Source organism: Streptomyces sp. NBC_01006, from assembly GCF_045162725.1.
Lineage (GTDB): Bacteria > Actinomycetota > Actinomycetes > Streptomycetales > Streptomycetaceae > Streptomyces.
In genome coordinates this window covers 4,015,750-4,036,829 of record NZ_CP108700.1, presented here as the reverse complement: position 1 = coordinate 4,036,829, position 21,080 = coordinate 4,015,750, and the positions used below count along the sequence as shown (strand labels likewise).

Annotated in this window: 20 protein-coding genes, 1 tRNA gene, 1 other RNA gene and 2 pseudogenes; 15 read left to right on the top strand and 9 right to left on the bottom strand. The window is 70.8% G+C overall.

What is annotated here, in order from left to right; all coding sequences use genetic code 11:
• Nucleotides 1-175 precede the first annotated feature (175 nt).
• Nucleotides 176-1,639 carry a PucR family transcriptional regulator gene (locus tag OG509_RS18395; protein ID WP_406183577.1) on the top strand — a complete coding sequence of 488 codons (1,464 nt, stop codon included), beginning with the start codon at nt 176-178 and terminating at the stop codon, nt 1,637-1,639.
• Nucleotides 1,640-1,656: 17 nt separating this feature from the next.
• Here OG509_RS18395 and OG509_RS18390 read toward each other — a convergent pair whose 3' ends face one another.
• Together OG509_RS18390 and OG509_RS18385 are read right to left on the bottom strand one after the other, a co-directional pair.
• Entirely contained in the window at nt 1,657-2,061 is a 405-nt protein-coding gene (locus tag OG509_RS18390; protein WP_385591076.1) for a molybdopterin-binding protein, read from the bottom strand.
• 9 nt (nt 2,062-2,070) lie between these two features.
• Entirely contained in the window at nt 2,071-2,640 is a 570-nt protein-coding gene (locus tag OG509_RS18385; RefSeq protein ID WP_406183576.1) for a hypothetical protein, read from the bottom strand.
• 100 nt (nt 2,641-2,740) lie between these two features.
• Here OG509_RS18385 and OG509_RS18380 point away from each other — a divergent pair, with 100 nt between their 5' ends.
• Entirely contained in the window at nt 2,741-3,253 is a 513-nt protein-coding gene (locus OG509_RS18380) for a PadR family transcriptional regulator (RefSeq protein WP_406183575.1), read from the top strand.
• Here the strand turns inward: OG509_RS18380 and sigJ are convergent.
• Nucleotides 3,250-4,167, bottom strand: a complete 918-nt coding sequence (sigJ, locus tag OG509_RS18375) for an RNA polymerase sigma factor SigJ (RefSeq protein ID WP_406183574.1) — start codon at nt 4,165-4,167, stop codon at nt 3,250-3,252. The two genes, OG509_RS18380 and sigJ, sit on opposite strands and share 4 nt — an antisense overlap.
• Before the next feature lie 155 nt (nt 4,168-4,322).
• Between sigJ and OG509_RS18370 the strand changes: the two genes are divergently transcribed.
• The 5 genes and pseudogenes from OG509_RS18370 to OG509_RS18350 all read left to right on the top strand — a co-directional run.
• The gene (locus OG509_RS18370) at nt 4,323-4,748 is read left to right on the top strand and encodes a hypothetical protein (RefSeq protein ID WP_406187619.1); all 426 of its coding nucleotides are present in this window, start codon (nt 4,323-4,325) and stop codon (nt 4,746-4,748) included.
• Nucleotides 4,749-5,654: 906 nt separating this feature from the next.
• Nucleotides 5,655-5,984 (top strand): hypothetical protein, encoded by a 330-nt coding sequence (locus OG509_RS18365; RefSeq protein ID WP_406183573.1) that lies wholly within the window; start codon nt 5,655-5,657, stop codon nt 5,982-5,984.
• Between the two features lie 81 nt (nt 5,985-6,065).
• Nucleotides 6,066-6,791, top strand: a complete 726-nt coding sequence (locus OG509_RS18360; protein WP_053692490.1) for an ABC transporter ATP-binding protein — start codon at nt 6,066-6,068, stop codon at nt 6,789-6,791.
• The gene (locus OG509_RS18355) at nt 6,788-9,379 is read left to right on the top strand and encodes an FtsX-like permease family protein (RefSeq protein WP_406183572.1); all 2,592 of its coding nucleotides are present in this window, start codon (nt 6,788-6,790) and stop codon (nt 9,377-9,379) included. The genes OG509_RS18360 and OG509_RS18355 overlap by 4 nt, the downstream gene beginning before the upstream one ends.
• A gap of 70 nt (nt 9,380-9,449) precedes the next feature.
• Nucleotides 9,450-9,632: pseudogene (locus tag OG509_RS18350) on the top strand (site-specific integrase); the annotation flags it as partial.
• Nucleotides 9,633-9,919: 287 nt separating this feature from the next.
• On the opposite strand, the gene OG509_RS18345 reads toward OG509_RS18350, so the two are convergent.
• From OG509_RS18345 to OG509_RS18330, 4 genes are all read right to left on the bottom strand, one after another.
• A complete protein-coding gene (locus OG509_RS18345; protein ID WP_406183571.1) occupies nt 9,920-10,327 on the bottom strand; it encodes a thiol-disulfide oxidoreductase DCC family protein in 408 nt (135 codons plus the stop codon).
• A 77-nt stretch (nt 10,328-10,404) separates the two neighbouring features.
• Nucleotides 10,405-11,415, bottom strand: a complete 1,011-nt coding sequence (locus OG509_RS18340) for a sporulation-delaying protein SdpB family protein (RefSeq protein ID WP_406183570.1) — start codon at nt 11,413-11,415, stop codon at nt 10,405-10,407.
• Nucleotides 11,412-12,011 (bottom strand): SdpA family antimicrobial peptide system protein, encoded by a 600-nt coding sequence (locus tag OG509_RS18335; RefSeq protein ID WP_406183569.1) that lies wholly within the window; start codon nt 12,009-12,011, stop codon nt 11,412-11,414. The genes OG509_RS18340 and OG509_RS18335 overlap by 4 nt, the downstream gene beginning before the upstream one ends.
• A 119-nt stretch (nt 12,012-12,130) precedes the next feature.
• On the bottom strand, nt 12,131-12,793 hold the full coding sequence (locus OG509_RS18330; protein ID WP_406183568.1) for a sporulation delaying protein family toxin: 663 nt from the start codon (nt 12,791-12,793) through the stop codon (nt 12,131-12,133).
• 251 nt (nt 12,794-13,044) lie between these two features.
• Here OG509_RS18330 and OG509_RS18325 point away from each other — a divergent pair, with 251 nt between their 5' ends.
• Genes OG509_RS18325 through OG509_RS18315 form a run of 3 tightly spaced genes read left to right on the top strand, consistent with a single transcriptional unit; the run spans nt 13,045 to nt 14,352 of the window.
• Nucleotides 13,045-13,509, top strand: a complete 465-nt coding sequence (locus OG509_RS18325) for a DUF1648 domain-containing protein (RefSeq protein ID WP_406183567.1) — start codon at nt 13,045-13,047, stop codon at nt 13,507-13,509.
• Nucleotides 13,506-13,991, top strand: coding sequence for a hypothetical protein (locus OG509_RS18320; RefSeq protein ID WP_406183566.1), 486 nt, complete (start codon nt 13,506-13,508; stop codon nt 13,989-13,991). The genes OG509_RS18325 and OG509_RS18320 overlap by 4 nt, the downstream gene beginning before the upstream one ends.
• 1 nt (nt 13,992) lies before the next feature.
• A complete protein-coding gene (locus OG509_RS18315) occupies nt 13,993-14,352 on the top strand; it encodes a GntR family transcriptional regulator (RefSeq protein WP_406183565.1) in 360 nt (119 codons plus the stop codon).
• Between the two features lie 282 nt (nt 14,353-14,634).
• Here OG509_RS18315 and OG509_RS18310 read toward each other — a convergent pair whose 3' ends face one another.
• Complete coding sequence (locus tag OG509_RS18310; RefSeq protein WP_406183564.1) at nt 14,635-14,874, bottom strand: hypothetical protein; 240 nt, start codon at nt 14,872-14,874, stop codon at nt 14,635-14,637.
• Between OG509_RS18310 and OG509_RS18305 the strand changes: the two are divergent.
• A pseudogene (locus OG509_RS18305) lies at nt 14,827-15,117 on the top strand (site-specific integrase); the annotation flags it as partial. The gene OG509_RS18310 and the pseudogene OG509_RS18305 sit on opposite strands and share 48 nt — an antisense overlap.
• Nucleotides 15,118-15,196: 79 nt before the next feature.
• Here the strand turns inward: OG509_RS18305 and OG509_RS18300 are convergent.
• Nucleotides 15,197-15,284 (bottom strand) — tRNA-Ser (locus OG509_RS18300).
• 143 nt (nt 15,285-15,427) lie between these two features.
• On the opposite strand from OG509_RS18300, the gene ffs reads away from it, so the two are divergent.
• The 4 genes from ffs (at nt 15,428) to OG509_RS18280 (ending at nt 21,065) form a co-directional block, all read left to right on the top strand.
• Nucleotides 15,428-15,526, top strand: an RNA gene (gene ffs / locus OG509_RS18295) — signal recognition particle sRNA small type.
• A 66-nt stretch (nt 15,527-15,592) separates the two neighbouring features.
• A complete protein-coding gene (locus OG509_RS18290; protein ID WP_406183563.1) occupies nt 15,593-17,833 on the top strand; it encodes a DNA polymerase III subunit gamma and tau in 2,241 nt (746 codons plus the stop codon).
• Between the two features lie 60 nt (nt 17,834-17,893).
• On the top strand, nt 17,894-19,147 hold the full coding sequence (purD, locus tag OG509_RS18285; protein ID WP_406183562.1) for a phosphoribosylamine--glycine ligase: 1,254 nt from the start codon (nt 17,894-17,896) through the stop codon (nt 19,145-19,147).
• 298 nt (nt 19,148-19,445) lie between these two features.
• On the top strand, nt 19,446-21,065 hold the full coding sequence (locus tag OG509_RS18280) for a hypothetical protein (RefSeq protein ID WP_406183561.1): 1,620 nt from the start codon (nt 19,446-19,448) through the stop codon (nt 21,063-21,065).
• The last annotated feature ends 15 nt before the right edge of the window (nt 21,066-21,080 follow it).

Here is a 21,080-nt window from a genome sequence, read left to right as displayed (position 1 = left end):
CAACGGGGGCGGGCCCGGGACGACTGTGGCCGAGCACGGAAACCGCTGGACTCAGGACGGTTCGTCCTGGAGGATCAACCAAGAGGCTGACTGGGGTCTTGCCCTTGCATTTACGATGGTGACTCTCGTATTCGCCTCGCGAATGTGGGTTACCACCCACCGCAAGGAGCCCCGCATGCACGTCCTCGACCTGCTCCAGTCCGACAACCTCGGCCTCACCCTGCTCTGGGGCGAGGACGCCCTTCTCGGCCAGGAGGTCAGCGGGGTCACCGCCACCGACCTGGAGGACCCGCGCCGCTTCCTGGGCCCCGGCGAGCTCGTACTCAGCGGCCTGGTGTGGTGGACCGACGGCGACCTGGTGAAGGCGGATCGATTCGTCTCCGCGCTCGCCGAGGCCGGGGCCACCGCCCTCCTCGCCGGCGAGGAGACCCACGGCCGGGTCCCCGACGAACTGGTGGCCGCCTGCCGGGCCCACCGCGTACCGCTCGTGGCCGTGCCCGCGCAGACCAGCTTCCGCGCGGTCACCGAGGCGGTCTACCTGCGCCAGTGGGGCGACCTCAGCCGCCGCCCGACCCGGCTCTTCGCGCTCCCCGAGAACGTGCGCGCCGAGCTCAGCCGCCTCCTCGAAGGCGGCGCGGGGCCCGCCGAACTGCTGGACCGGGCCTGCGCGCACCTGGGCAAGGTCGCCTGCTACCTGCTGACCGCGAGCGGCCGCACCGTCGCCCGCACCCCCTCCGCGCCCGCGATCCCGGCCCAGCGGGCGGGCGGCGGAGCGCTGCGCGAGGGGCTCTCGCTGCGCATCGAGTCCGAGCGCACCCCGTACGACGCCTGGCTGCTGCACGTGCCGGACGCGGACGCCGCGCCCCCGCGGGTGCTCCACGAGATCGCCGAGGTCTTCGCCCAGTACCGCGACGGCCGGGCCCGGCGCGCAGACACGGTGCGCGCCGCCGCCGGCCGGGAGCTGGCCGTACTGCTGGAGGCGGAGGAGCAGGCCACGGACCCGGGGGCCCTGGAGGAGGCACTGGCCGCGGCCGGGCTCCCGGCGGGGGGCCCGTACCGGGTGCTCACGGCGACGGACGGGGACGCCCTGGCCGAGGCGCTGGCCCACCTGGAGGACGTCCCGTACGCGGTGGGGCGCTCGGTCGCGGTCCTGTACGAGGACCAGGACGCGGCGGTCGACGTCCCGGGCCGGCTCCGCCCGGTCTGGCCGCTGATCCAGGCGTGCGGCGGCCCGGAAGCCGATCTCCGGCTCGGTGCGGGTGCGCCGGCTTCGGGCGCCGAGGCGCTACGCGCGTCGATGCACCAGGCCCGCTTCGCCCTGACGGCGACGGACGAGACCGTTCCGGTCCGCGCGGTGGAACAACTGGACACCCTGTCCGCCCTGTTGTCGGGGGTCCCGCAGGAGGTCCGGTCGGTCTACGCGACGCGGACGCTCGGGGCGCTCGGGGACGGGATGCTGCGCGAGACGCTGGAGGTGTTCCTGGCCAACAACTGCTCCTGGACGCGCACGGCGGAGGCCCTGCACCTGCACGTCAACACGGTGCACTACCGGATCGAGCGGGTGGAGTCCCTGACGGGCCGGGACCTGTCCCGCCTGGACCACAAGCTGGACCTCTACGCGGCGCTGCGCTGCACGTAGCGGTTCATGACCCGGGCTCAGGGGACGTCGACGTACACCTCGGTCGACTTCACCCGGGCGGTGACGCACACCCCGACCGCGATCCCGAGCTCCTCGACCGACTCCCGCGTCACCACGGACACCACCCGGTGCGGGCCCGACTGGATCTCCACCTGGGCGGCCACGTCGTCGAGCCGCACCGCGGTGACGATCCCGACGAAGGAGTTCCGTACGGAGGTGGCCGTTCCGTTGCCCGCCGGCGGCTGCGGCCGCGGCTCACCGGCCCGCGCTTTGGCGAAGGCGGCGAGCGTCACCCCGTCGAAGGAGCGCGCCCCGTCGGCCGTGCGGCGCACGGCCAGCCGCCCCCCGTCGGCCCAGCGGCGGACGGTTTCGGCGCTCACGCCCAGCAGCCCGGCGGCCTGCCCGATGGAGTACGACGACACGCCCGCACCCTACAGCTGCCCGGTGGCCTGGGCCTTGGCCTTGGCCTGGACGGCGGCGGAGTAGCGGACGGTGAAGAGCATCGGGACGACGAACCCGGCGGCCTGGACGAGCGTGGCGGACGTCGAGTGGCCGTGGCCGGCGTGGGCGAGGGCCGCGAGCGCGCCGGCGGTGACCGCGAAGGCCGCGGTCCACACGGCGGTGATGACGACGTTGGTCCGGATGAACGGCCGCAGGCCCCAGACCTCGCGCGGGGTGGTGCGCTTCGCGATGCCCAGCGTGAACGGCTTGCCCACGAGCAGCGAACCCCCGGCGATGAGGGCCAGGGTGGCCGAGGAGAGGGCCGCCGAGTAGTCGTGCACGCCCGAGTGCGGGTCGGCGAAGGCGATGACCGTCAGGGCCGCGAAGAACAGCGCCGAGCCGAGTTCGATGATCAGCGCGTCGAACCCGGCACCGGCCAGGCGCTGCTCGACGGTCACCGCGACGGCCGCCACGAGACCGGCGAGCGCGCCCCACTGCCACTGGGCGGACGGAACCACCGCGAAGACGATCCACGGAAGGAAGGTGCGTACGTACGACATCGGAAACCCCCGGGCTTGGCTGCTGACATTCCTGTTCTGACATGTCGAAAGTAGATGTTCCAGTACTGATATGTCAAGGATGGAATGTAAGGTGAAGACCATGAGCCTTCGACACGCCCTCCTCGGACTCCTGTCAGAGCGCCCGGCCAGCGGTTACGACCTGCTCAAGCGCTTCGAGACCTCGCTGGCCAACGTCTGGCCCGCCACCCAGAGCCAGATGTACACAGAGCTGGCCAAGCTCGCCGACGCCGGAATGATCAGCGTCTCGGCGGAAGGCCCGCGCGGGCGCAAGGAGTACACCCTCACCGACGAGGGCCTGGCCGAACTGCGCCACTGGCTGACGGAGATCAAGCCCCAGCGCAACACCCGCAGTGACATCCTGCTGAGGGTCTTCTTCCTCGGCGTGCTCACCCCCGAGCAGGCGCGGGGCTACCTGACCGAGCTGGCGGAGCTGTCCGAGCAGGAGTACGAGGACCTGCGGCGGCTGGACGCGTCGATCGACTGGGGCGACGATCCGCTCTCGGTCCACGGCAGGATCGCCCTGGAGTACGGCCTGCGCTTCAACGCCATGCGCCGGGAGTGGGCCGAGTGGGCGGCGGGCCAGATCCGTTAGGGGGTGTCTTCCCGGTTCCACGCACGGAGTTTCTCCGGATTGCGGACCGCCCAGATGTGCGTGATGCGGTCGGCGGCGAGGTCGAACGCCGCCACGGTCACGGTGGTGCCGGCGTACTGGGCCACCAGGCCCGGCCGGCCGTTGACCGTCCGCTCCAGGAGCATCAGCCCGGGAGCCTTGGCGGCCATGTGGATCAGGTACTGGGCGATGCGCTCGCCGCCCTCGACCGGGCGGAGCGCGGCGCCGACCAGTCCGCCGCCGTCGGCGACCATCGTGGCGTCGGGGTCGAGGAGGCCGACGAGGGCCTTGATGTCCCGGGCTTCCCACGCCTCCTTGAAACGCCGCACCAGGCCGGCCTGCCCGGCCGTCGCGGTCGCGGCCGTCTCCGCGGGGGCCTGTGCGGCGCGAACGCGTCGTCGTGCGGAGGTCGCCAGCTGCCGGCAGGCGGCCGGTGACCGGGCGATGATCTCGGCGATCTCGGCGAAGGGGTACCGGAAGACGTCGTGGAGGACGAACGCCACGCGTTCGGCCGGTGTCATCGACTCCAGTACGACGAGGAAGGCCATGTTCACCGACTCGTGCAGGGCGACCCGGTCGGCGGGGTCGGCCGGCCCGCCGATCCACTCCGTACGGTCGGGCAGCGGCTCCGGTATCCACGCGCCGACGTAGCGCTCGCGGCGGACCCGCGCGGAGCCGAGCAGATCCAGACAGATGCGGCCGGCCACCGTCGTCAGCCAGGCGCCGGGCGACTCGACGGCCTCCTGCTGTCGCGGCGACAGCCCGTACCAGCGGGCGTAGGTCTCCTGTACGGCGTCCTCGGCCTCGGTCAGCGACCCGAGCAGCCGGTAGGCGAGGGCGATGAGGTGGCGCCGCTCGCCGAAGATCGCGCGCGGGTCCGGATCGGAGGTGCTCACGGCAGCGACCGCTCCCTGTTCCTCTGGTTCGCCTCACATTTCGCGGGCCCACGTCGTCGGACTGTCGAGACAGTACCGAGCCACCGCCGCGAGGCAGAAGAGGGGACCGCACCATGGCCACCGGGACAACCGCAGACCGGAAGACCACGGACGAGATGACCGCAGACCGGACGAGCGCGGACCGGACGACCGCGGACCGGCGCACCCGCACTTTCCTGCGGGTCGCGATCGCCCTGCAGACCCTGGCCGTCTTCTTCCAGGCGGCCACCGCCGGACTGCTGCTGTCCACGTCCTACGGCGAGACACTGCACGGCGTCGGAGCGCGCGTGATGTACGGCGCATCGATGCTGTACGTGCTCGCCGCGATCCTGGCCTGGCGCCCGGGCGGCGGGACTCCCCGCCCCATCCTGTACGCGTCCGGCTTCCTGGTCCTCGCCTCGGTGCAGGTGGTGCTGGGCATCGCGCACATACCGTCGCTCCATGTACCCCTGGGCGTCCTGATGTTCGGCCTGAGCGTGCTAGCGCTGGGCCGGGCACTGCCGACCGCCCGCCGTTCGCAGCGCCGGGAGCGGGGGCTCTAGGCCGTCCCTTCCGGGGGCGTCCGGCTGAAAGTCGGCACGGGGAACGTCGAAGGGCCCGGTGAGGCACTGGCGGAGGATAGGAGATTCGAACTCGTGAGGGGTTGCCCCCAACACGCTTTCCAAATGTTCGTACGAGTACGAATGAGACCGGAACTGAGACCGGTCTCGGGTCCGGAGCCAGCTCAGGGACCCGAGCCGTGGCGGACCACGACGTCAGCCGAGAAGCCGGCGTGCCTCAGCGGTGCGGCTGCCTCGATCATCCCCGTGAGTGCGGTGTGCGCCGCTTGGTCGCTCCGGCGGTTGCCGTCGATCTCGGCGAGCGCCCCGCGACCCTATGCGCGTTGCTCACCTCAGTCACCGAGCTGAGCGATTGGAAATCGACAATCACAGGGCGCAGCCGATCGGTTCGGCCGTCGGCTGGGCTCCTGCTGTCCTCGGCCGGTCAGGACGAGGCCCCTGTCCCTCCAGGATCTGGACACCTCTCGCCCGTAATTGCTGATGGAGGGCGTGCCGGAATCACGGCATCCTCGGGCCTTGGCCGTATCTGCTCTGAACTGCTGATTGCCCTGTGATTACGGCGGTACGAGTAGTCGAGATACGGCACCTGGAGGCAGAGCAACGGGTGATCGGTATCCGTGCAGGTGGTGATCGGCCGTGATCGGTGTCCGTTGCGTATCGCGTTCGCAATGATCGGGCGGGTATCGCAGGCTCGGGCGTAGTTTTCCAGTCGTTCCCGGAGGATCGCGCGTGTCCTATGCCCGAAGCCGCCACTCTGGCATCAGGGAGCGCCAGGACCCCGAGGGTGGCGAGATCTACGGTTCCTCCCACCGCTTTCCGGACGGTTGAGTTCTTGCTGCACGACCGAAGATCCGTTTCCGCACCAACTTCCCGGAGGGGGAACATCTCGTGTTACGAGGCAAGCTCGGACGCAAGGTAGGGGCGCTCAGCATCAGTGCCATCGCATTCGCCGGCGTAGCAGCCGCAGCGCCGGCCCAGGCGGCGCCGACCGGTGCCAACACGGTGTACGCCGACTGTTCAGTGGGCTCGTACGGCAAGAACTCGGACGGCGTGTGGATCTCCTGCGGTGACGTCGTGGGCGGTCAGGCTCGCGGCCGCGGCGACTGCACGGGCGCGCCGGACATCTACACCAGCTGGGTCTCGGGCTGGCAGTCGTCCCAGAACGGGTGGTGCTGGTTCAGCATGCGGGGCGCCATCATGGAGACCCGCGCCTCCTAGTTCCTGACCGGAACCGCAGCTCACCGCGGGGCGCTCCGCGATGACAACTCCGCAGATCCCAAGAGAGGTTGTTTCCGGAACATGCGCACTGCGGTTTCCACTGCACCTCAAGCCGGAGGGCCGCTCGAACCGGTCCTCCGGCTTGAGGGCGTTCACAAGATATACGGGGCAGGCGAGACGCGTCATGTCGCGCTCGATGCCGCCACGGTCGACTTTCACGCCGGGACGCTGGCCGCAGTGGTCGGTCACAGCGGCTCGGGGAAGTCCACACTGCTGAACATCGCGGGTGGCCTGGAGCAGGCAACGTCCGGGACCGTCACGCTCGCCGGACATGTTCTGACCAAGATGGGGCCCGCTGAGCTGACCCGGACTCGGGCCGGTCTCGTGGCTTACGTCTTCCAGGAGTACAACCTGATCCGCACTATGACGGTGCTGGAGAACGTCTGCCTTCCGCTGGAACTGTCAGGGATGCCGCGGAAGGAGGCGCGCAAGCGCGCGGTCGAGGCACTGGAGAGGACGGGCGTCCCCCGCCACACCCGGAAGTTCCCGGATCAGCTGTCCGGCGGTGAGCAGCAACGGGTGGCGATTGCGAGGGCCATTGCCGACCATAGGCCCTTGGTACTGGCCGACGAGCCCACCGGGGCCCTGGACTCGGCGAATGGCGAGCACGTCATCGGGTTGCTGCGGGAGGTCGCGGCCAGTGGCGTCGCCTGTGTGATCGCCACCCACAACCCGGAGGTGACGGCCGCAGCGGACCAGGTGGTCCGTCTACAGGACGGCCGTATCGTCGCGGCAGGTGCCCCTTGAGCCGCGTCAGCCACCGCCGCCTGGCGTGGATGCTCGGCTGGCGTCTGGCGAGCCGTAGCCGATTGCGCACGCTTCTCGTCTGCCTGGCCATCGCTCTGCCCGTCGCCGTCGGCTCGGCGGTGGCCGCGTTGAGTGCCACCTCCCGTGTCTCGATCAGCGAGGCCAGGGCCGTGGCATACGGCACCGCCGATGGGCGGATCAGCACTCTCTCGGGAGAGCAGAAGGAGAACGCGGCCGACCCGGCTGCTTCCACCGCGCAGGTGGCGGCCCTGTTACCCGACGACACACGCCTCGCCTACGACATCGACGTCATCGGCCTCGTGGTTCGTGGCCCGGAGGGGCAGCAGAGCACCGTCGACGGACGGGCGGTCGACCTGGCTGATCCGCTCACTGCCGGCCTGTACCGCAAGGACCGTGGTGCTCCTTCCACCCAGGACGGGACCATCGTGCTGTCGTCCGCGCTGGCGAAGGCGGTTGGCGTCACGGACGTCGGACAGCAGGTCTCGGTGGGCGAAACGCGGTTCACGGTCTCGGGCCTGGTATCCGACCGCAACGGTCTGAGTCACCGGCTGTTCGCCCTGCCACCGGGCGGAGCCCGGACCGCCGCGGCGCTGTCATCGGCCAAAGATGTGGGGAGCCCGCGATGGTTCGTCGGGTTGCCGCCGCAAGCCGACCTGCCTTCGGCGTCCGGAAAGCTGCGGAGCACCGGCTACGCGTACACGCCCAGTAGCCAAGCCGCGGCCATCGCCGAGCAGAGCGACGCCACGGATTCCACCGCTCTGCTCGTCGGATTTGGGCTGCTGGCAGAGATCAGCCTCCTGGTGACCGCAGCCTTCGCCGTCGTCGTGCGAAGTCAGCGCCGGCACATGGGTCTGCTGGCCGCCCTCGGCGCTCCGGTCCAAGTGAGTTCCGCGTTCTTCCGATCGCACGCGCTGTGCGTATCCGTATTGGGATCCTTCGTCGGCGTCGCGGTCGGGCAGGGCGTGGCCCACGTGGCTGCGCCGGCGTTGGCGGAGCGCGCGGGCGCTGACTGGGGGGCAGTGGACGGCGCGTGGCTCACGTCGCTGATCCTCGTCGTGACGGCCGTGGCTGTCACGGTCGTCGTATCGACGCTGCCCGCGCGTGCGGCCCTGAAGGAACATCCCACCGCCCTGTTGAAGGCGGTTCCGCCGGTTCACAGCAATCGTCAGTTGCACCTGCGTACGGCTGCTGCCGGCTGCCTTGTGGCAGCGACGGTTACCGGTCTGGCCGCGGCGGTGGCAGGTGCCGGCGCGCTGACCGCAGTCCTGGGGGTCGCGGTCTTCATCTTCGGTATCACGGGCACGGCCATGTCCCTGTCTGCGGCGGCCACCCGCCGCGCGGACACCGCGTACCTGCCCCTGCCCACACTGCTGCGGTCCGCCCTGAGGTCCCTGCTCGCCTTTCCCGTTCGGGCCGCCACCACGCTGATTGCGCTGGGTGTCGTGGCCGCCGTTTCCACCACGGTCCTGGTGGCCTCATCCTCCGTGGCCCAGAAGCAGCGGGACGAATATCAGGCGTCGCTGCCGCAGAACGCCGCTCTCATCGTGACCCCTCGGGCTCTGAGCGATGCGGAGCGGGCTGCGCTGAGGGGCTCCGCCGGGGCTGCCGAGGTGTCGACCAGCTACAAACGCGCGGCCATCGGGCGGGACGGGAAGCAGGTCGCGGTATCTCCCCGGACGGACTTCCTCGGCTGCATCAGTGACCGCGGGCTGTTGAAGTACGGGCAGAACGACTGGCACTCCTGCTACGCGGCCTCGGCCTCGCAGATCCCCTTCCCGACGGTCGGGATCGCGGATGCCGCAGCCGCGCAGGTTCTGGCCGGGACGCTGACCGATGAGCAGCGAAGCCGGTACGAGAGCGGGGAGGCGGCCGTCGCGGTCACCCCGGCGGGACTGAAGGACACAGTGGACCTGGTGGCCCAGGCCCGCAAGAAGGACGGCTTCGTTCTTGAGACGACTGCGACGCTGTCCCTGATTCGACCGCAGAGCACCGGAGGCGAGGAGTATCAGCAGCTCCCCGCGGTCCTGGTCAGCCCGGCAGGTGCACGGAAGTCGAAGATCATCCCCGTTGGCCCCGACACCTACCTTCTCCACGGCGACTCCAAGCTCAAGCAGCAGGAGGTCCTCCGCGGCCTTCCTGCGGACACGCAAGCGGACTCGACAGTCGCAGTGGAGTCCGGTCCCTCGGTCGTCAGCGCGGTGCAGAGGCTCCAGCCGATCGTGGCAGCCATCTCCGCGCTGACCACGATGGTGATCGTCGCTGCGATGGTCAGCCTCTGGACCTCCGACCTCAGGGGCGAGTACCAGATGCTTGGCGCGGTGGGCGCCAGCGCCTGGTGGCGCCGTCGACTGGCCTCCTCCATGTCCGCCTTGCTGATCGTGGCGAGTGGAATCATCGGAACTGGATGGGGCATTGCGGCTTCCGTGGCCTTCCTCACCGGAATGGAGACCGACATCTCCATCCCCGCGGGATGGCTGGCCCTCACCGTTGTCGCGGCCGTGGTCACAGCCGCCGTCATGGGAGGAGCGCTGGTACCCCGCCACGCCCGAGCGCAGCGGCAAGCCTGATCCAGGCAACAGTGCCCGCTGGATGCGCGCACGGGTGCAAGGAGGCTGATCCGTGCGGCCGGAAGGCCGGGTTCCGGACCGCGTCATCGACCAGATCATGGGTTGGGAGCCGGGAACGTCTGCCCGGATGCGTGCGCGGTACCTGCACGTGCCCGACGCCATGCTGAAGGACGTGGCGCAGAAGATCGCGGAGGCCATCTGGGGGCCCGCGGAGAAGGTCTTGCGGACAAAGACGCAGGACAACGAGACCTGAGGAACGTCGAAGGGCCCCACCGCAAGCGGTGGGGCCCTTCGACAACGTGCCCGGTGAGGCACTGGCGGAGGATACGAGATTCGAACTCGTGAGGGGTTGCCCCCAACACGCTTTCCAAATGTTCGTCCGCCCGTCCGGCTGAGGTCGTACTTGTCCTGACCTGCGGCGGAGCGTTCGACTCGGCCCCGTCCGAACAGCCTTGGATGGGGGCGAATGAGACCAGAACTGAGACCGGCTACCAAGCGATCGGCTGGTGGCTGTGCCCCCAAGCCCGCTCGAGTGTGGTGTCAGGCGCCGTCACGGGTCGCGGGCCGCAGATGGGCGGGCAGGGAGCAGGCTGCCGTTCCGCCTGGGAGGCGGTGGCGGTTCATGGCCACGGCCCGGTACACGAGCCGGGCGGTCCAGTTGAGCGGGGGCATTGCCATGGTCTGTCCCGCGAGCCGCCAGGAACGGCGCGGGCTCTGCTTCATCAGGTCGGCCACCGCATCCGCGCCGCCGTGCACGACCGCAGTGCGGGGCTCGATCCACAGGACCTCGCGGTCGGCTTGTTCGGCGGTGACGCCCAGTGTGTCCAGGTCGGCGAACTGCCAGGGGGTGATGTCGGCGTCGGTGTCCAGCAGGCGCACGGCGGTGTTGACGGCTTTGGTGCAGAAGCCGCAGTCGCCGTCGAAAAGCAGGATTGGACGTTCGGCCATAGGGATTCTCCTTTGCCTCCTGAGCTGCTGACGCCGCCTTCGGCGTGCGCACCCTCGTGTGCGGCTTCCTGTCGGCATTACTGCCGACTTTGTGTGAGTCCCGTCTCGTCCATCTGCCCGCGCCGTCGGAGTGCGGCCGCCCCGGCTTGCTCGCCAACGTGCACCGGCTCGGCCTCCTGTTCGGGCGTGGAGGGTGTGGGGACTGCTGGTTTGGTGATGTGGAACTGGAGGGTGGAGCCGAGTGGCAGGCACAGCAGGAGAATTCCTCCGGCCATGGCGAGGGCGAAGCTCCACAGACCCATCATCAGGGCGATGGAGAGGTGGAAGAGGAGGCCGGCGCCCATGGCCCACCATCGCAGGCGCTGCGGCAGCAGCAGGGAGATGGCGAGGGAGCCCTCGATAACCAGAGGCAGCCAGGTCATCAGCGCCACTCCGAGCGGGGTGCCAATGACAGGTGTGACAAGCGTGTCCAGCCATGGGGCGGGGCCGAAGTCGAGGTTGGTGCCCCAGTACCACATGGCGGTTCCGTCCTGCCATTCGCCGTGGGGCAGTTTGGCGACGGCGGCCTGGAAGTAGACGACGATCATCTGGAGGCGCAGCATGACCAGGCCGCCGGTGCCGATGAGCGCGAGCAGTTGGGTGGCGCGCGTCTGCGGCGTCCGCGCTTGAGGTTGTGCCCAGTGCCAGCGCCGCCTGTCCCCGAGGGCCGGGAGGACGAACAGGACGGAGAGGATCAGGGCGATCTGGTCGCCGCCGTCGACGATCGCGATGCCGGAGAAGACGCTGTAGTTGATGTAGGCGTGAGGCAGTGCGGTGAGCTGGGGACGCCAGCCCGATGCGACGACCAAGAGGGCGATGACGCACGCCCATTTGATCCAGGTCAGGTGCGTGTAGTTGTCCGGAGAAAGGCAGAAGATGCTGGCTGCGGTGGTGGAGGTGCAGGCCGGGTAGTCCCCGATGGTGGCCACGGGCCGGAACAGGGTTTCGGCACTCGACGCAGCCAGGGTTCCGGCGGTGCCCAGGGCAACGAGGGTGCGGGCGAGGCCGTAGACGTTGGTCCAGGGCAGCGGGATGCGTCGTTGGTTCACGGGCACGTCACATCCCAGACAGCGATGCGCTCGGGGGTGTGAGGCTCAGGGGAGAGGTGACGCCAGGCCCAGGGGACCGGCCGCATCTCCGCCACGGCGGCGCGTCCGCACAGGGTTGGGTCCGGCGAGGGGTTGCTCGTCGCCGTTGCCTGGGCTGCTGCTCTCTTCAGGCAGTCCGTCACCGAACGCGCTTCCGCGCACAGGGTCCACGTGACGTTCTCCTGGTGGAGCAGCAGGGCTACCTCGATGCCCTGGGATCTGGAGGCGCGGTCGAGCCCGAAGGCGTTCGACGGCTTGGAGTGCGGGGTGAGCGCCGCACTGTGCCACTGGCCGCCGGTCATGCGGTAGGGGGCGTACTGAGGGTCCTTTGCGGACTTGGTGAAGAAGGCCCAGCCCTGGGGAGCAATCACGGTCGCCACCTTCCGGGTCTTGCCCTGCCCGGGAAGGGAGATGGTGTTGTGCGGCAGGAAGCTCTGGGCCACGTAGAGGCAGATGACGACCCAAGCCGCGGTCGTCGCCGTGACCCAGGTGCGGGGCACCGTGACCGAGTGGTCGGGAGAGTGGGAGTGCAGCTGAATTCTGTTGGTGAGACGCATGGGACGGGCGTGCCCTTGACTGGTCGGCGAAGCCTTGTGGCCTGCGGGAAGCGGAGGACGAGGGGCGGCGGGCCGGCCGCCAGGCGCCTTGGAGGCCGGCCCGCCGCTGTGCGCCGCGCTTAGGCCGCCAGGACCTGCGTCAGCCCGGCGATCTGCTCGTCCTTCGTCAGGGAACTCCCGCCGTTGGCCGGCGAGGACCAGAAGTTGAGCGCGTTCACGATGTTGCCCGCCGCCTGGAGATTGACGGCGACGGCGACGTTGACCGCGCCACCGAGGTTCACGGCGACCAGGACGTTGACGGCGAGCACCACGGTCGCGCACTGAGCGGTTCCGGTTCCGATGTCGCCGGCGTTGGCCGCCTTCGACGATGCCAGCGACTGCAGGATCTTGCCGGCCTCGGCGACCCCGCTTTCCACCTGTCGCGGGTCGCCGGAGCGAAGCTTCGCCGAGAAGGAACCGAAGAACTCCGGCCGCTCCCTCTGTATCCGGTCCAGGACCCCGGATACGGCCTGCCGCTGCTCGGCAGTGCTGTTCTTTTCGCGGAGCGCCGCGACATCCACGAACTTGCCGGAGTCGGCAAGTTCTGCTGCTACGGAGCCCTGGGCGAAGGCCAGGCCTTCGAAGAGGGCCCGGCCGTCCTGGGCGGCCTCGGCGGTGGACGCGGAGGCTAAGGACGAACCGGCCTGGCTCGCTACGGGTGTGGCCACGGCCTGCTGGGCTACGACACCGCCGAGCCCGAGGATGGTTACGGCGGCGATGGCGACGCTTGTGCGCCTGTGCATGTATAGCTCCCTGTTTCTCGTGATGTTCCAGTGGTTACTCATCGCAACCGTGGATCATGAACGAGTGAAAGCTACAAGTGTTCGATGGCAGGGCAACGTTCTTTATGGGGCGACGTCAGGCGATCAAGCCAAGTGCCCACAGTTGCGTGTAGCTGACAGCAGCCTGGGCATACGGATCACCAACCGATATGGTTGTTCTATCTCGATGCAAACAAATCCAGTGACGTGATCCACAGAGAGGATCGATGTCGATGTCGACGCATCCCGCGCCGTCTGCCAGCCTCACGCGACGCGCGGCCTTAGTCGCCGCGCCCTTCGCCGTCGGGGCATTGGCCACCTCAATCGCGTTCTTGCTGCTCCGGGACTCGTTCCCCGACAAGATCGCCACTCACTTCACCCTCGACGGCGCCGCCGACGGCTACAGCTCACCCGCCACAACACTTGGCCAATACATGCTGTTGTTCGTGATCGAAGCCGTCGGCACGATGGCCGCGGGCTTCTCCTCCAGGTCGGCCCTGACGACGGTCAGGTCGCTGGCCGTCTTCGCCTCCGGCCTGTCCGCCGCTACCGCCTACGCCTTGGTTGCCGTCATGCGGGCCGTCAGCGTTTCCGACGGACACGGCATCCAACTGCCCTTCTATCAACTGCCTGTAGCCATCGCAGTCGGTGCAGCAGTGGGCGCTGTGGTCTGGCTTGTCTCCCGGAGGCGGGCATGAACCGCCCTTTTGCTTCGCACCCGGTAATGGTTTGGCATCGCTTCCTGGCCAGCGGCTGGATGCTCGCCACCGGCGTTGTCTCGGCTGTCGGCCTGACTGTCGTCGCGGTCGTCGACCGCCCGCACAGGGCCATCGCCCTGTGGCTCCTGATCGTCTCCGCGGCTTTCCTGGCGACCGGAGCCATCCGCGTCACCGTCTCTGCCTACGGCGTCACCGCCGGCTCCGCTGTGCTTCCCTTCCTGCGCCGGCGATTTCCCCTCGAACGCATCGAGAGCGCCTCCGCCCGCTGGACCCGGCCCACTGAGATCGGGGGATGGGGCTACCGCTGGAACCCGGGCCTCAGCTCCATATCGCTGCGCGAAGGTGACGCCCTATGGCTCACCCTGACAGGCGGCAACCAGTTCGTGATCACCATCGACGACGCCGGCACCGCCGCTGAACTCACCAACGATCTCCTGGCTCACGGACGCAAAGGTCCCTGACATGCTGGTCACCATCGACCCGTCCTCACCCCAGAGCCTCGCGGAGCAGATCGCCGCCTCCGTACGCCGCAGCATGGCCGACGGCAAGGTCCGCAGGGGCGACCGCCTGCCCTCCGCCCGCGCCTTGGCCCGCACCTTGGACATCAACATGCACACCGTCCTACGCGGCTACCAGATTCTCAGGGACGAGCGGCTCATCGAACTCCGCCCCGGACGCGGCGCAGTCGTCACCGCCGAAGCCTCCGGTCAGGCCCTGGTCATCGACGCATGCCGACACTTCATTTCCCTCGCTAGAGGAACAGGCATGACAAGGCCCGACATCCTCCAACTCATCGCCGAACAGCTCGATCCGACCACCTGAACAGAGGCGTTCCTGTCCGCAGCGAACACGGCATCGGTCGGGTCTGTCGGCTGGACAGACCCGACCAGGGCTCGCCTCACCTGCCGCGTCGACGAGGAAGGCTCGATCGGAAGGAGCGCCTGACTGAGCCGGGTCCTCAGGCGGCCCGGCGGCCTCACGATCACCGCACGCTGGCCAGGAGACGTCGAGGGACCCACGTGGAACACGGAGGCGGTTCGGGCAGCGGGGCCCCGCCCGGACAGCCCTGGACGGGGCCGAATGAGACCAGGGAAGCGTGGTTGATCAGGGTGTACCGAGCTTCACGCTGAGGCAGTCGTTCGAGTCCACCGCCATCCCGGTCGGGGTGTAAGCGATGACACCGTGCTCGGTCCCAGCCAAGGCCCGCATCGCGGTGCAGCGCTGACCGGCGTCGCCACTGGTGTACTCGATGACGACTGAGTCCCTGCGGTCGGCTGGGTCTTCTTCATCAGGATCTGGAAGAAACTCTTGGACGACGCGGGCGTGCGAGACGGCCGTCTCCATGACGCACGCCACACCGCCGGGACCGTGCTCCTGCTTCTGGGAGTCCCCGATGTGGTGGTCGACGCGATCATGGGCTGGGAGCCCGGCGGCTCGGCGCGGATGCGCGCCCGGTACATGCACGTGACCGGACCCATGCTGAAGAACGTCGCCAAGCAGATCGGTGACGCGCTCTGGGGCGCTACCGAGGAGGCGGCCCCGGCCACCGGCTCGGACCCCGCTGCGGGGGCCGCAGACCCCAACTGAGACGGAAACTGAGACGGAGAGACGCGAAGGGCCCCACCGCAAGCGGTGGGGCCCTTCGACAACGTGCCCGGTGAGGCACTGGCGGAGGATACGAGATTCGAACTCGTGAGGGGTTGCCCCCAACACGCTTTCCAAGCGTGCGCCCTAGGCCACTAGGCGAATCCTCCGCCGCAAACAATACAAGACGTTGAGGGGTGCTCGCGAACGTGATCGCCGGCGGGGGATCCGGGCGGCGACCTGGGCGGGTTCCCGGTCGGGTCCGGGGCGGGGGCGGGGTCGATTCCGGGGGCTTTCATCCGCTAGGGTGGGGCCCAGCCCCTCACGTGGCGCTATCTCACCCAACTCCCCCAGGGCCGGAAGGCAGCAAGGGTAAGTGGGCTCTGGCGGGTGCGTGGGGGGCGCTTTGCGTTCCGGGGCGGCCTGCGCGGCCGTCGGCGGGGCGTCTTTGTCGGTGGACCCGGATAACCTCGTAGACGTGTCGTCCCTTGCGTTGTACCGCCGCTACCGCCCCGAGTCGTTCGCCGAGGTCATCGGACAGGAGCATGTCACTGTCCCCCTGATGCAGGCCCTGCGGAACAACCGGGTCAATCACGCGTACCTGTTCAGCGGGCCGCGAGGCTGCGGCAAGACCACCAGTGCGCGCATCCTGGCGCGCTGCCTGAACTGTGAGCAGGGTCCCACTCCCGAGCCCTGCGGCGAGTGCCAGTCCTGCAAGGACCTGGCGCGCAACGGGCCCGGGTCGATCGACGTCATCGAGATCGACGCCGCCTCGCACGGTGGCGTGGACGACGCCCGTGACCTGCGGGAGAAGGCCTTCTTCGGGCCCGCCTCCAGCCGGTACAAGATCTACATCATCGACGAGGCCCACATGGTCACCTCGGCGGGCTTCAACGCCCTGCTGAAGGTGGTCGAGGAGCCTCCGGAGCATCTGAAGTTCATTTTCGCGACCACCGAGCCGGAAAAGGTCATCGGGACCATCCGGTCCCGGACGCACCACTACCCGTTCCGGCTCGTGCCGCCCGGAACGCTGCGCGAATACCTGGGTGAGGTCTGCGGGCGCGAGGGGGCCAAGGTCGAGGACGGCGTGCTGCCACTCGTCGTGCGGGCCGGCGCCGGATCCGTGCGTGACTCCATGTCCGTCATGGACCAGCTCCTCGCCGGTGCCGGTGAGGAGGGTGTGACGTATGCCATGGCCACCTCCCTGCTCGGGTACACCGACGGGTCGCTGCTCGACTCCGTCGTCGACGCCTTCGCCGCCGGGGACGGGGCGGCCGCCTTCGAGGTCGTCGACCGGGTGGTCGAGGGCGGCAACGACCCGCGCCGCTTCGTCGCCGACCTGCTGGAGCGGCTGCGGGACCTGGTGATCCTGGCCGCCGTGCCCGACGCCGGGGAGAAGGGGCTCATCGACGCCCCCGCCGATGTCGTCGAGCGGATGCAGGCCCAGGCGTCGGTGTTCGGGGCCGCGGAGCTGAGCCGCGCCGCCGACCTGGTCAACACCGGGCTCACCGAGATGCGCGGGGCCACCTCGCCGCGGCTCCAGCTGGAGCTGATCTGCGCCCGGGTGCTGCTGCCCGCCGCCTTCGACGACGAGCGGTCCTTCCAGGCCCGGCTCGACCGGCTGGAGCGGAGCGGGTTCACCCCCGGCGCCGGCGCCGCGGGCATGGCCGTCGCCCCGGCCGGCGGGCCCGCCATGGGCTACGTGCCCGGGCCCGAGGCCCACGGCATGGCCCCGGCAGGCCCCGGCGGGGGCGTCGCCGCCGCGCGGGCCGCCGCCGGCGTCGTACGGGCTCCCGAGCCGGATCCCGCAGTCGCGCCGGCGCCCGCTCCGGCTCCGGCTCCGGCTCCCGCCCCGACTCCCGCTCCCGCGCAGGCTCCCGCCGCCGCGGCCGGGGCGTGGCCCGGGGCCGCGCAGCCCGGCGGCGGAGCCGCCCCCGGCGCCTGGCCGGGAGCCGCTGCCGCCGCCCCTGCCACCCCCGCCCCGGCCCCCGCACCCGCCGCCGGTGCCTGGCCGAGTGCCGCCGCGCCCGGTTCGGGCCAGCCCGCTGCGGCCGCCCCCGCCCCGGCTCCGGCCGCCCCGGCCCCCGCGGCCGCGGCCGCAGCCGCTCCCGCCGCCGCCCCCTCGCCCGGCATGGCCGCCGGCGCCGGGCAGGTCCAGGCGATGTGGCCCGGCATCCTGGAGGCCGTCAAGAACCGCCGCCGCTTCACCTGGATCCTGCTCAGCCAGAACGCCCAGGTCACCGGCTTCGACGGGACGACGCTCCAGCTGGGCTTCCCCAACCCCGGAGCCCGCGACAACTTCGCGAGCAGCGGCAGCGAGGACGTGCTCAAGGCGGTCCTCGCCGAGCAGTTCCAGGTCAACTGGAAGATCGACGCCGTGGTGGGCGGAGGCGGCGGTCAGCCCGCAGCCGCCTCGGCCCCGTCCTCGTACTCCGCCGCGGCCGCCCCCGCCTACAACCCGCCGCCCGCAGCCCCGGCCCCCGCCCAGCAGCCGGGTCCCGCCCCGCAGCAGCAGCCGTACCAGCCGCCGCAGCCCCCGGCCCAGCAGGGCGGTTCCGCGCCGCAGCCCCCCGTACGGCAGGCACCGCCGCCGGTCGCGCCCGAGGACGACGTACCGGAGGAGGACGATCCGGACCTGGTCGACAGCGCCCTGACCGGACACGACCTCATCGTGCGCGAGCTCGGAGCCACCGTCATAGAGGAATATACGAACGAGTAGGGCCGTCTCATTGGGTGGCCGCACGAAGGGCATCGCGCCACGCGGGCTAGGCTGCAGGGCGTGAAGGTCCTCGTCATCGGCGGCGGCGCCCGCGAACATGCCCTGTGCCGCTCTCTGTCCCTCGACCCCGACGTCAACGCGCTGTACTGCGCTCCCGGCAACGCCGGCATCGCCGAGGTGGCGGAGCTGCGCCCGGTCGACGCCCTCGACGGCGCGGCCGTGGCCCGCCTCGCCACCGAACTCGAAGCCGACCTGGTCGTCGTCGGCCCGGAGGCGCCCCTGGTCGCCGGCGTCTCCGACGCCGTCCGCGCCGCCGGCATCCCCGTCTTCGGCCCGTCCGCGGAAGCGGCGCAGCTGGAGGGCTCCAAGGCGTTCGCCAAGGACGTGATGGCCGCGGCCGACGTCCCGACCGCCCGCAGCTACGTGTGCACCACCCCGGAAGAGGTGGACACGGCCCTCGACGCCTTCGGCGCCCCGTACGTCGTCAAGGACGACGGCCTCGCCGCCGGCAAGGGCGTCGTGGTCACCGAGGACCGGGCCGCCGCCCGCGCGCACGCGCTCGGCTGCGACCGCGTCGTCATCGAGGAGTACCTCGACGGCCCCGAGGTCTCCCTCTTCGCCATCACCGACGGCGTCACCGTGCTGCCCCTCCAGCCCGCGCAGGACTTCAAGCGCGCGCTCGACGGCGACGAGGGCCCCAACACCGGCGGCATGGGCGCGTACTCGCCCCTGCCCTGGGCCGACCCGAAGCTGGTCGACGAGGTCATGGAGACCGTCCTCCAGCCGACCGTGGACGAGCTGCGCCACCGCGGCACCCCGTTCTCCGGGCTCCTGTACGCCGGCCTCGCGATCACCTCGCGCGGCGTCCGCGTCATCGAGTTCAACGCCCGCTTCGGCGACCCCGAGACCCAGGTGGTCCTGGCCCGGCTGCGCACCCCGCTCGCGGGCGTGCTGCTGCACGCCGCCAACGGCACCCTGGACACCGAGCCGCCGCTGCGCTGGAGCGCGGACGCGGCCGTCACCGTCGTGATCGCCTCCCACAACTACCCGGAGACCCCGCGCACCGGGGACCCGATCGAGGGCCTGGCCGAGGTGGCCGCCGAGGACGGTCCCGACGCGTACGTCCTGCACGCCGGGACCCGGCGCGAGGGCGAGGCGGTCGTCAGCGCGGGCGGCCGCGTGCTGTCGGTGACGGCGACCGGTTCCGATCTCGCACAGGCCCGCGAGAAGGCGTATAAGGCCGTCGCGCGGATCCGGCTGGACGGCTCCCAGCACCGTACGGACATCGCCGCCAAGGCGGCCGAAGGCCGCTGAGCAGGCCGAGCGGCGGGACTTCCGCCCCGCGGGCCCGGTGCGCACCCAGGTGCGCCCGGGCCCGCGCGCATGTCCGGGCGCGAGTGCATCCGGCCTCGTTCGAACGCAGCCACCTTTACCCAAAGCCATTCCATCGGGTGATGGTCACCCGGTCCGGCTGACTGCCGCTCGCTCCCCAACTAGGGTGCGATGCCAAGCATTCCGGCACTTGGCCCACCGGCATTGCGGTGTCAGTGGCGGGTGTCACAGTGGGGGAGTGAGCAAAACCGCCGCAGGGCAGAGGGGGTGAGGTCCGGCCGTGTCCGGAACCGGTTCGATCGTGGAAGGGGGCGCGCCGTCCGCGCGTTCCCGGGCCCTGGCCGTGCTGCGCGTGCGCAGCCGGGCACTGGCCCTCGGGGTGCTGCCCGCCGCCCTCGCGGTGGTGCTGCTGAGCGCCCGGATGACGGGCCGGCTGGCCGGTGACCCCTGGCCCGCGGTGACGCTCGTCGTGTGCGTGGTCGCCGTACTGGTGCTGCTCGTCGGCGGGGTGTTCGCCGCGGTGGTGCTGCGGGCGAGCCCGGCCGTGACGCCGACGGTGCCGCTGCCGGAGTCCGCCGCGCCCGACCTGTACCGGATGGTGCGGGATCTGGCCGACCGGATGGACGTGCCGGCGCCCTCGGCGATAGCCCTGACTCCGGACTGCGACAGCTGGCTGGAGGACCGTACGCATGCTGCGCACCGGCGCAGCGGCATATCGGGCGGGCGCGAGGCGGAGCCGGGCGCGGCTCCCGTGCTGGTGATCGGCTCGCCGTTCCTGTGGTGGATGCGGGTCGCCGAACTGCGGGCGGTCCTGGCGCCGGTCGTCGCCGGTACGGGTCCTTCGGCGCATCCGGACATAGCCGATGCCCGGGGCTTCGTGCGCGGGCTCGACGCCGCGGTGGACGTGGGCAGCCGGCCCGGCCTCGGCTGGATCGGCCGTCCGGCCCGGCTGCTGCTGAGGCTGTGCCAGGCGGATGCCGCCGAGATGGAGCGCGGGGTCGCGGCCGCCGCCTCGGATCGCGCACAGGGTGTGGACTACGGGCTGCGCATCGTCGCCCAGGAGCAGGTCGGCCTCGCCTACGCGGGCTGGGACCGGCTGCTGACCCGGGTCGCGCTGCCCGCGTGGCGGATGGGCCGCTGGCCGGCGCACCTCGACGCCGGGGTGGTCTCCGCGCTGACCGAGCTGTCCCGGCGGGACCGGCTGGCCGAGGGCTTCACCTCGCGGCTCGGCGAGCGGCCCGCCTGCGATCTGCTGGAGCGGCCCGGGGTGATCGACGAGGCGGCTTCGCTGCTCGCCGCCCGGCTGTTCCACGGCGGTCCGGCCGAGACCGGTCCGGACTGGTCGCCGGTGGACTGGGCGGCGTATCCGGAGGAGGTCGTGGACCGCAAATGGCGTGCGGAGGCGGCCCGGCTCCATGTGGCGCTGGACGCCCTCGCCGTACCGGCCGGCCCGGGGCCGACGCTGGACCGGGTGCTGCGCCACCTGACGGACGACGCCGGGGAGTGCGCGGCCGCGGAGGCGCTGGCCGGCCGGCTCAGCGGTGACCTGGCCAGGGAGGAACGTTCCGCAGGGGCCGGCGCAGGCGCGGACGGCGGTGGCGCCGCGGTGGCGCGCGGGGCGGACGCCGTGCCGCTGTTCCCGCTCCAGCCGCCCCGCAGCGGGCGGGATCTGCTCGCCGACCACGTGACGGCGATGGTGTGCGCGGCGGCCGTCGACTCGGCCGACGCCGCGCCGGGGCTGGACTGGCTGGACGGCCCGGTCCTCCTGGTCGGCGGCGAGCGGCGCGCGGACCTGGCCCCCCGGGTGCTGAGCCTGGTGGAGGACGGGGACCCGGAGCCCCTGCGCGACTGGCTCGCGGAGCTCGGCGTCCGCCCGGAGAAGCCGGTCCGCCTGCTCTGACCGGGCCGGCCGCCG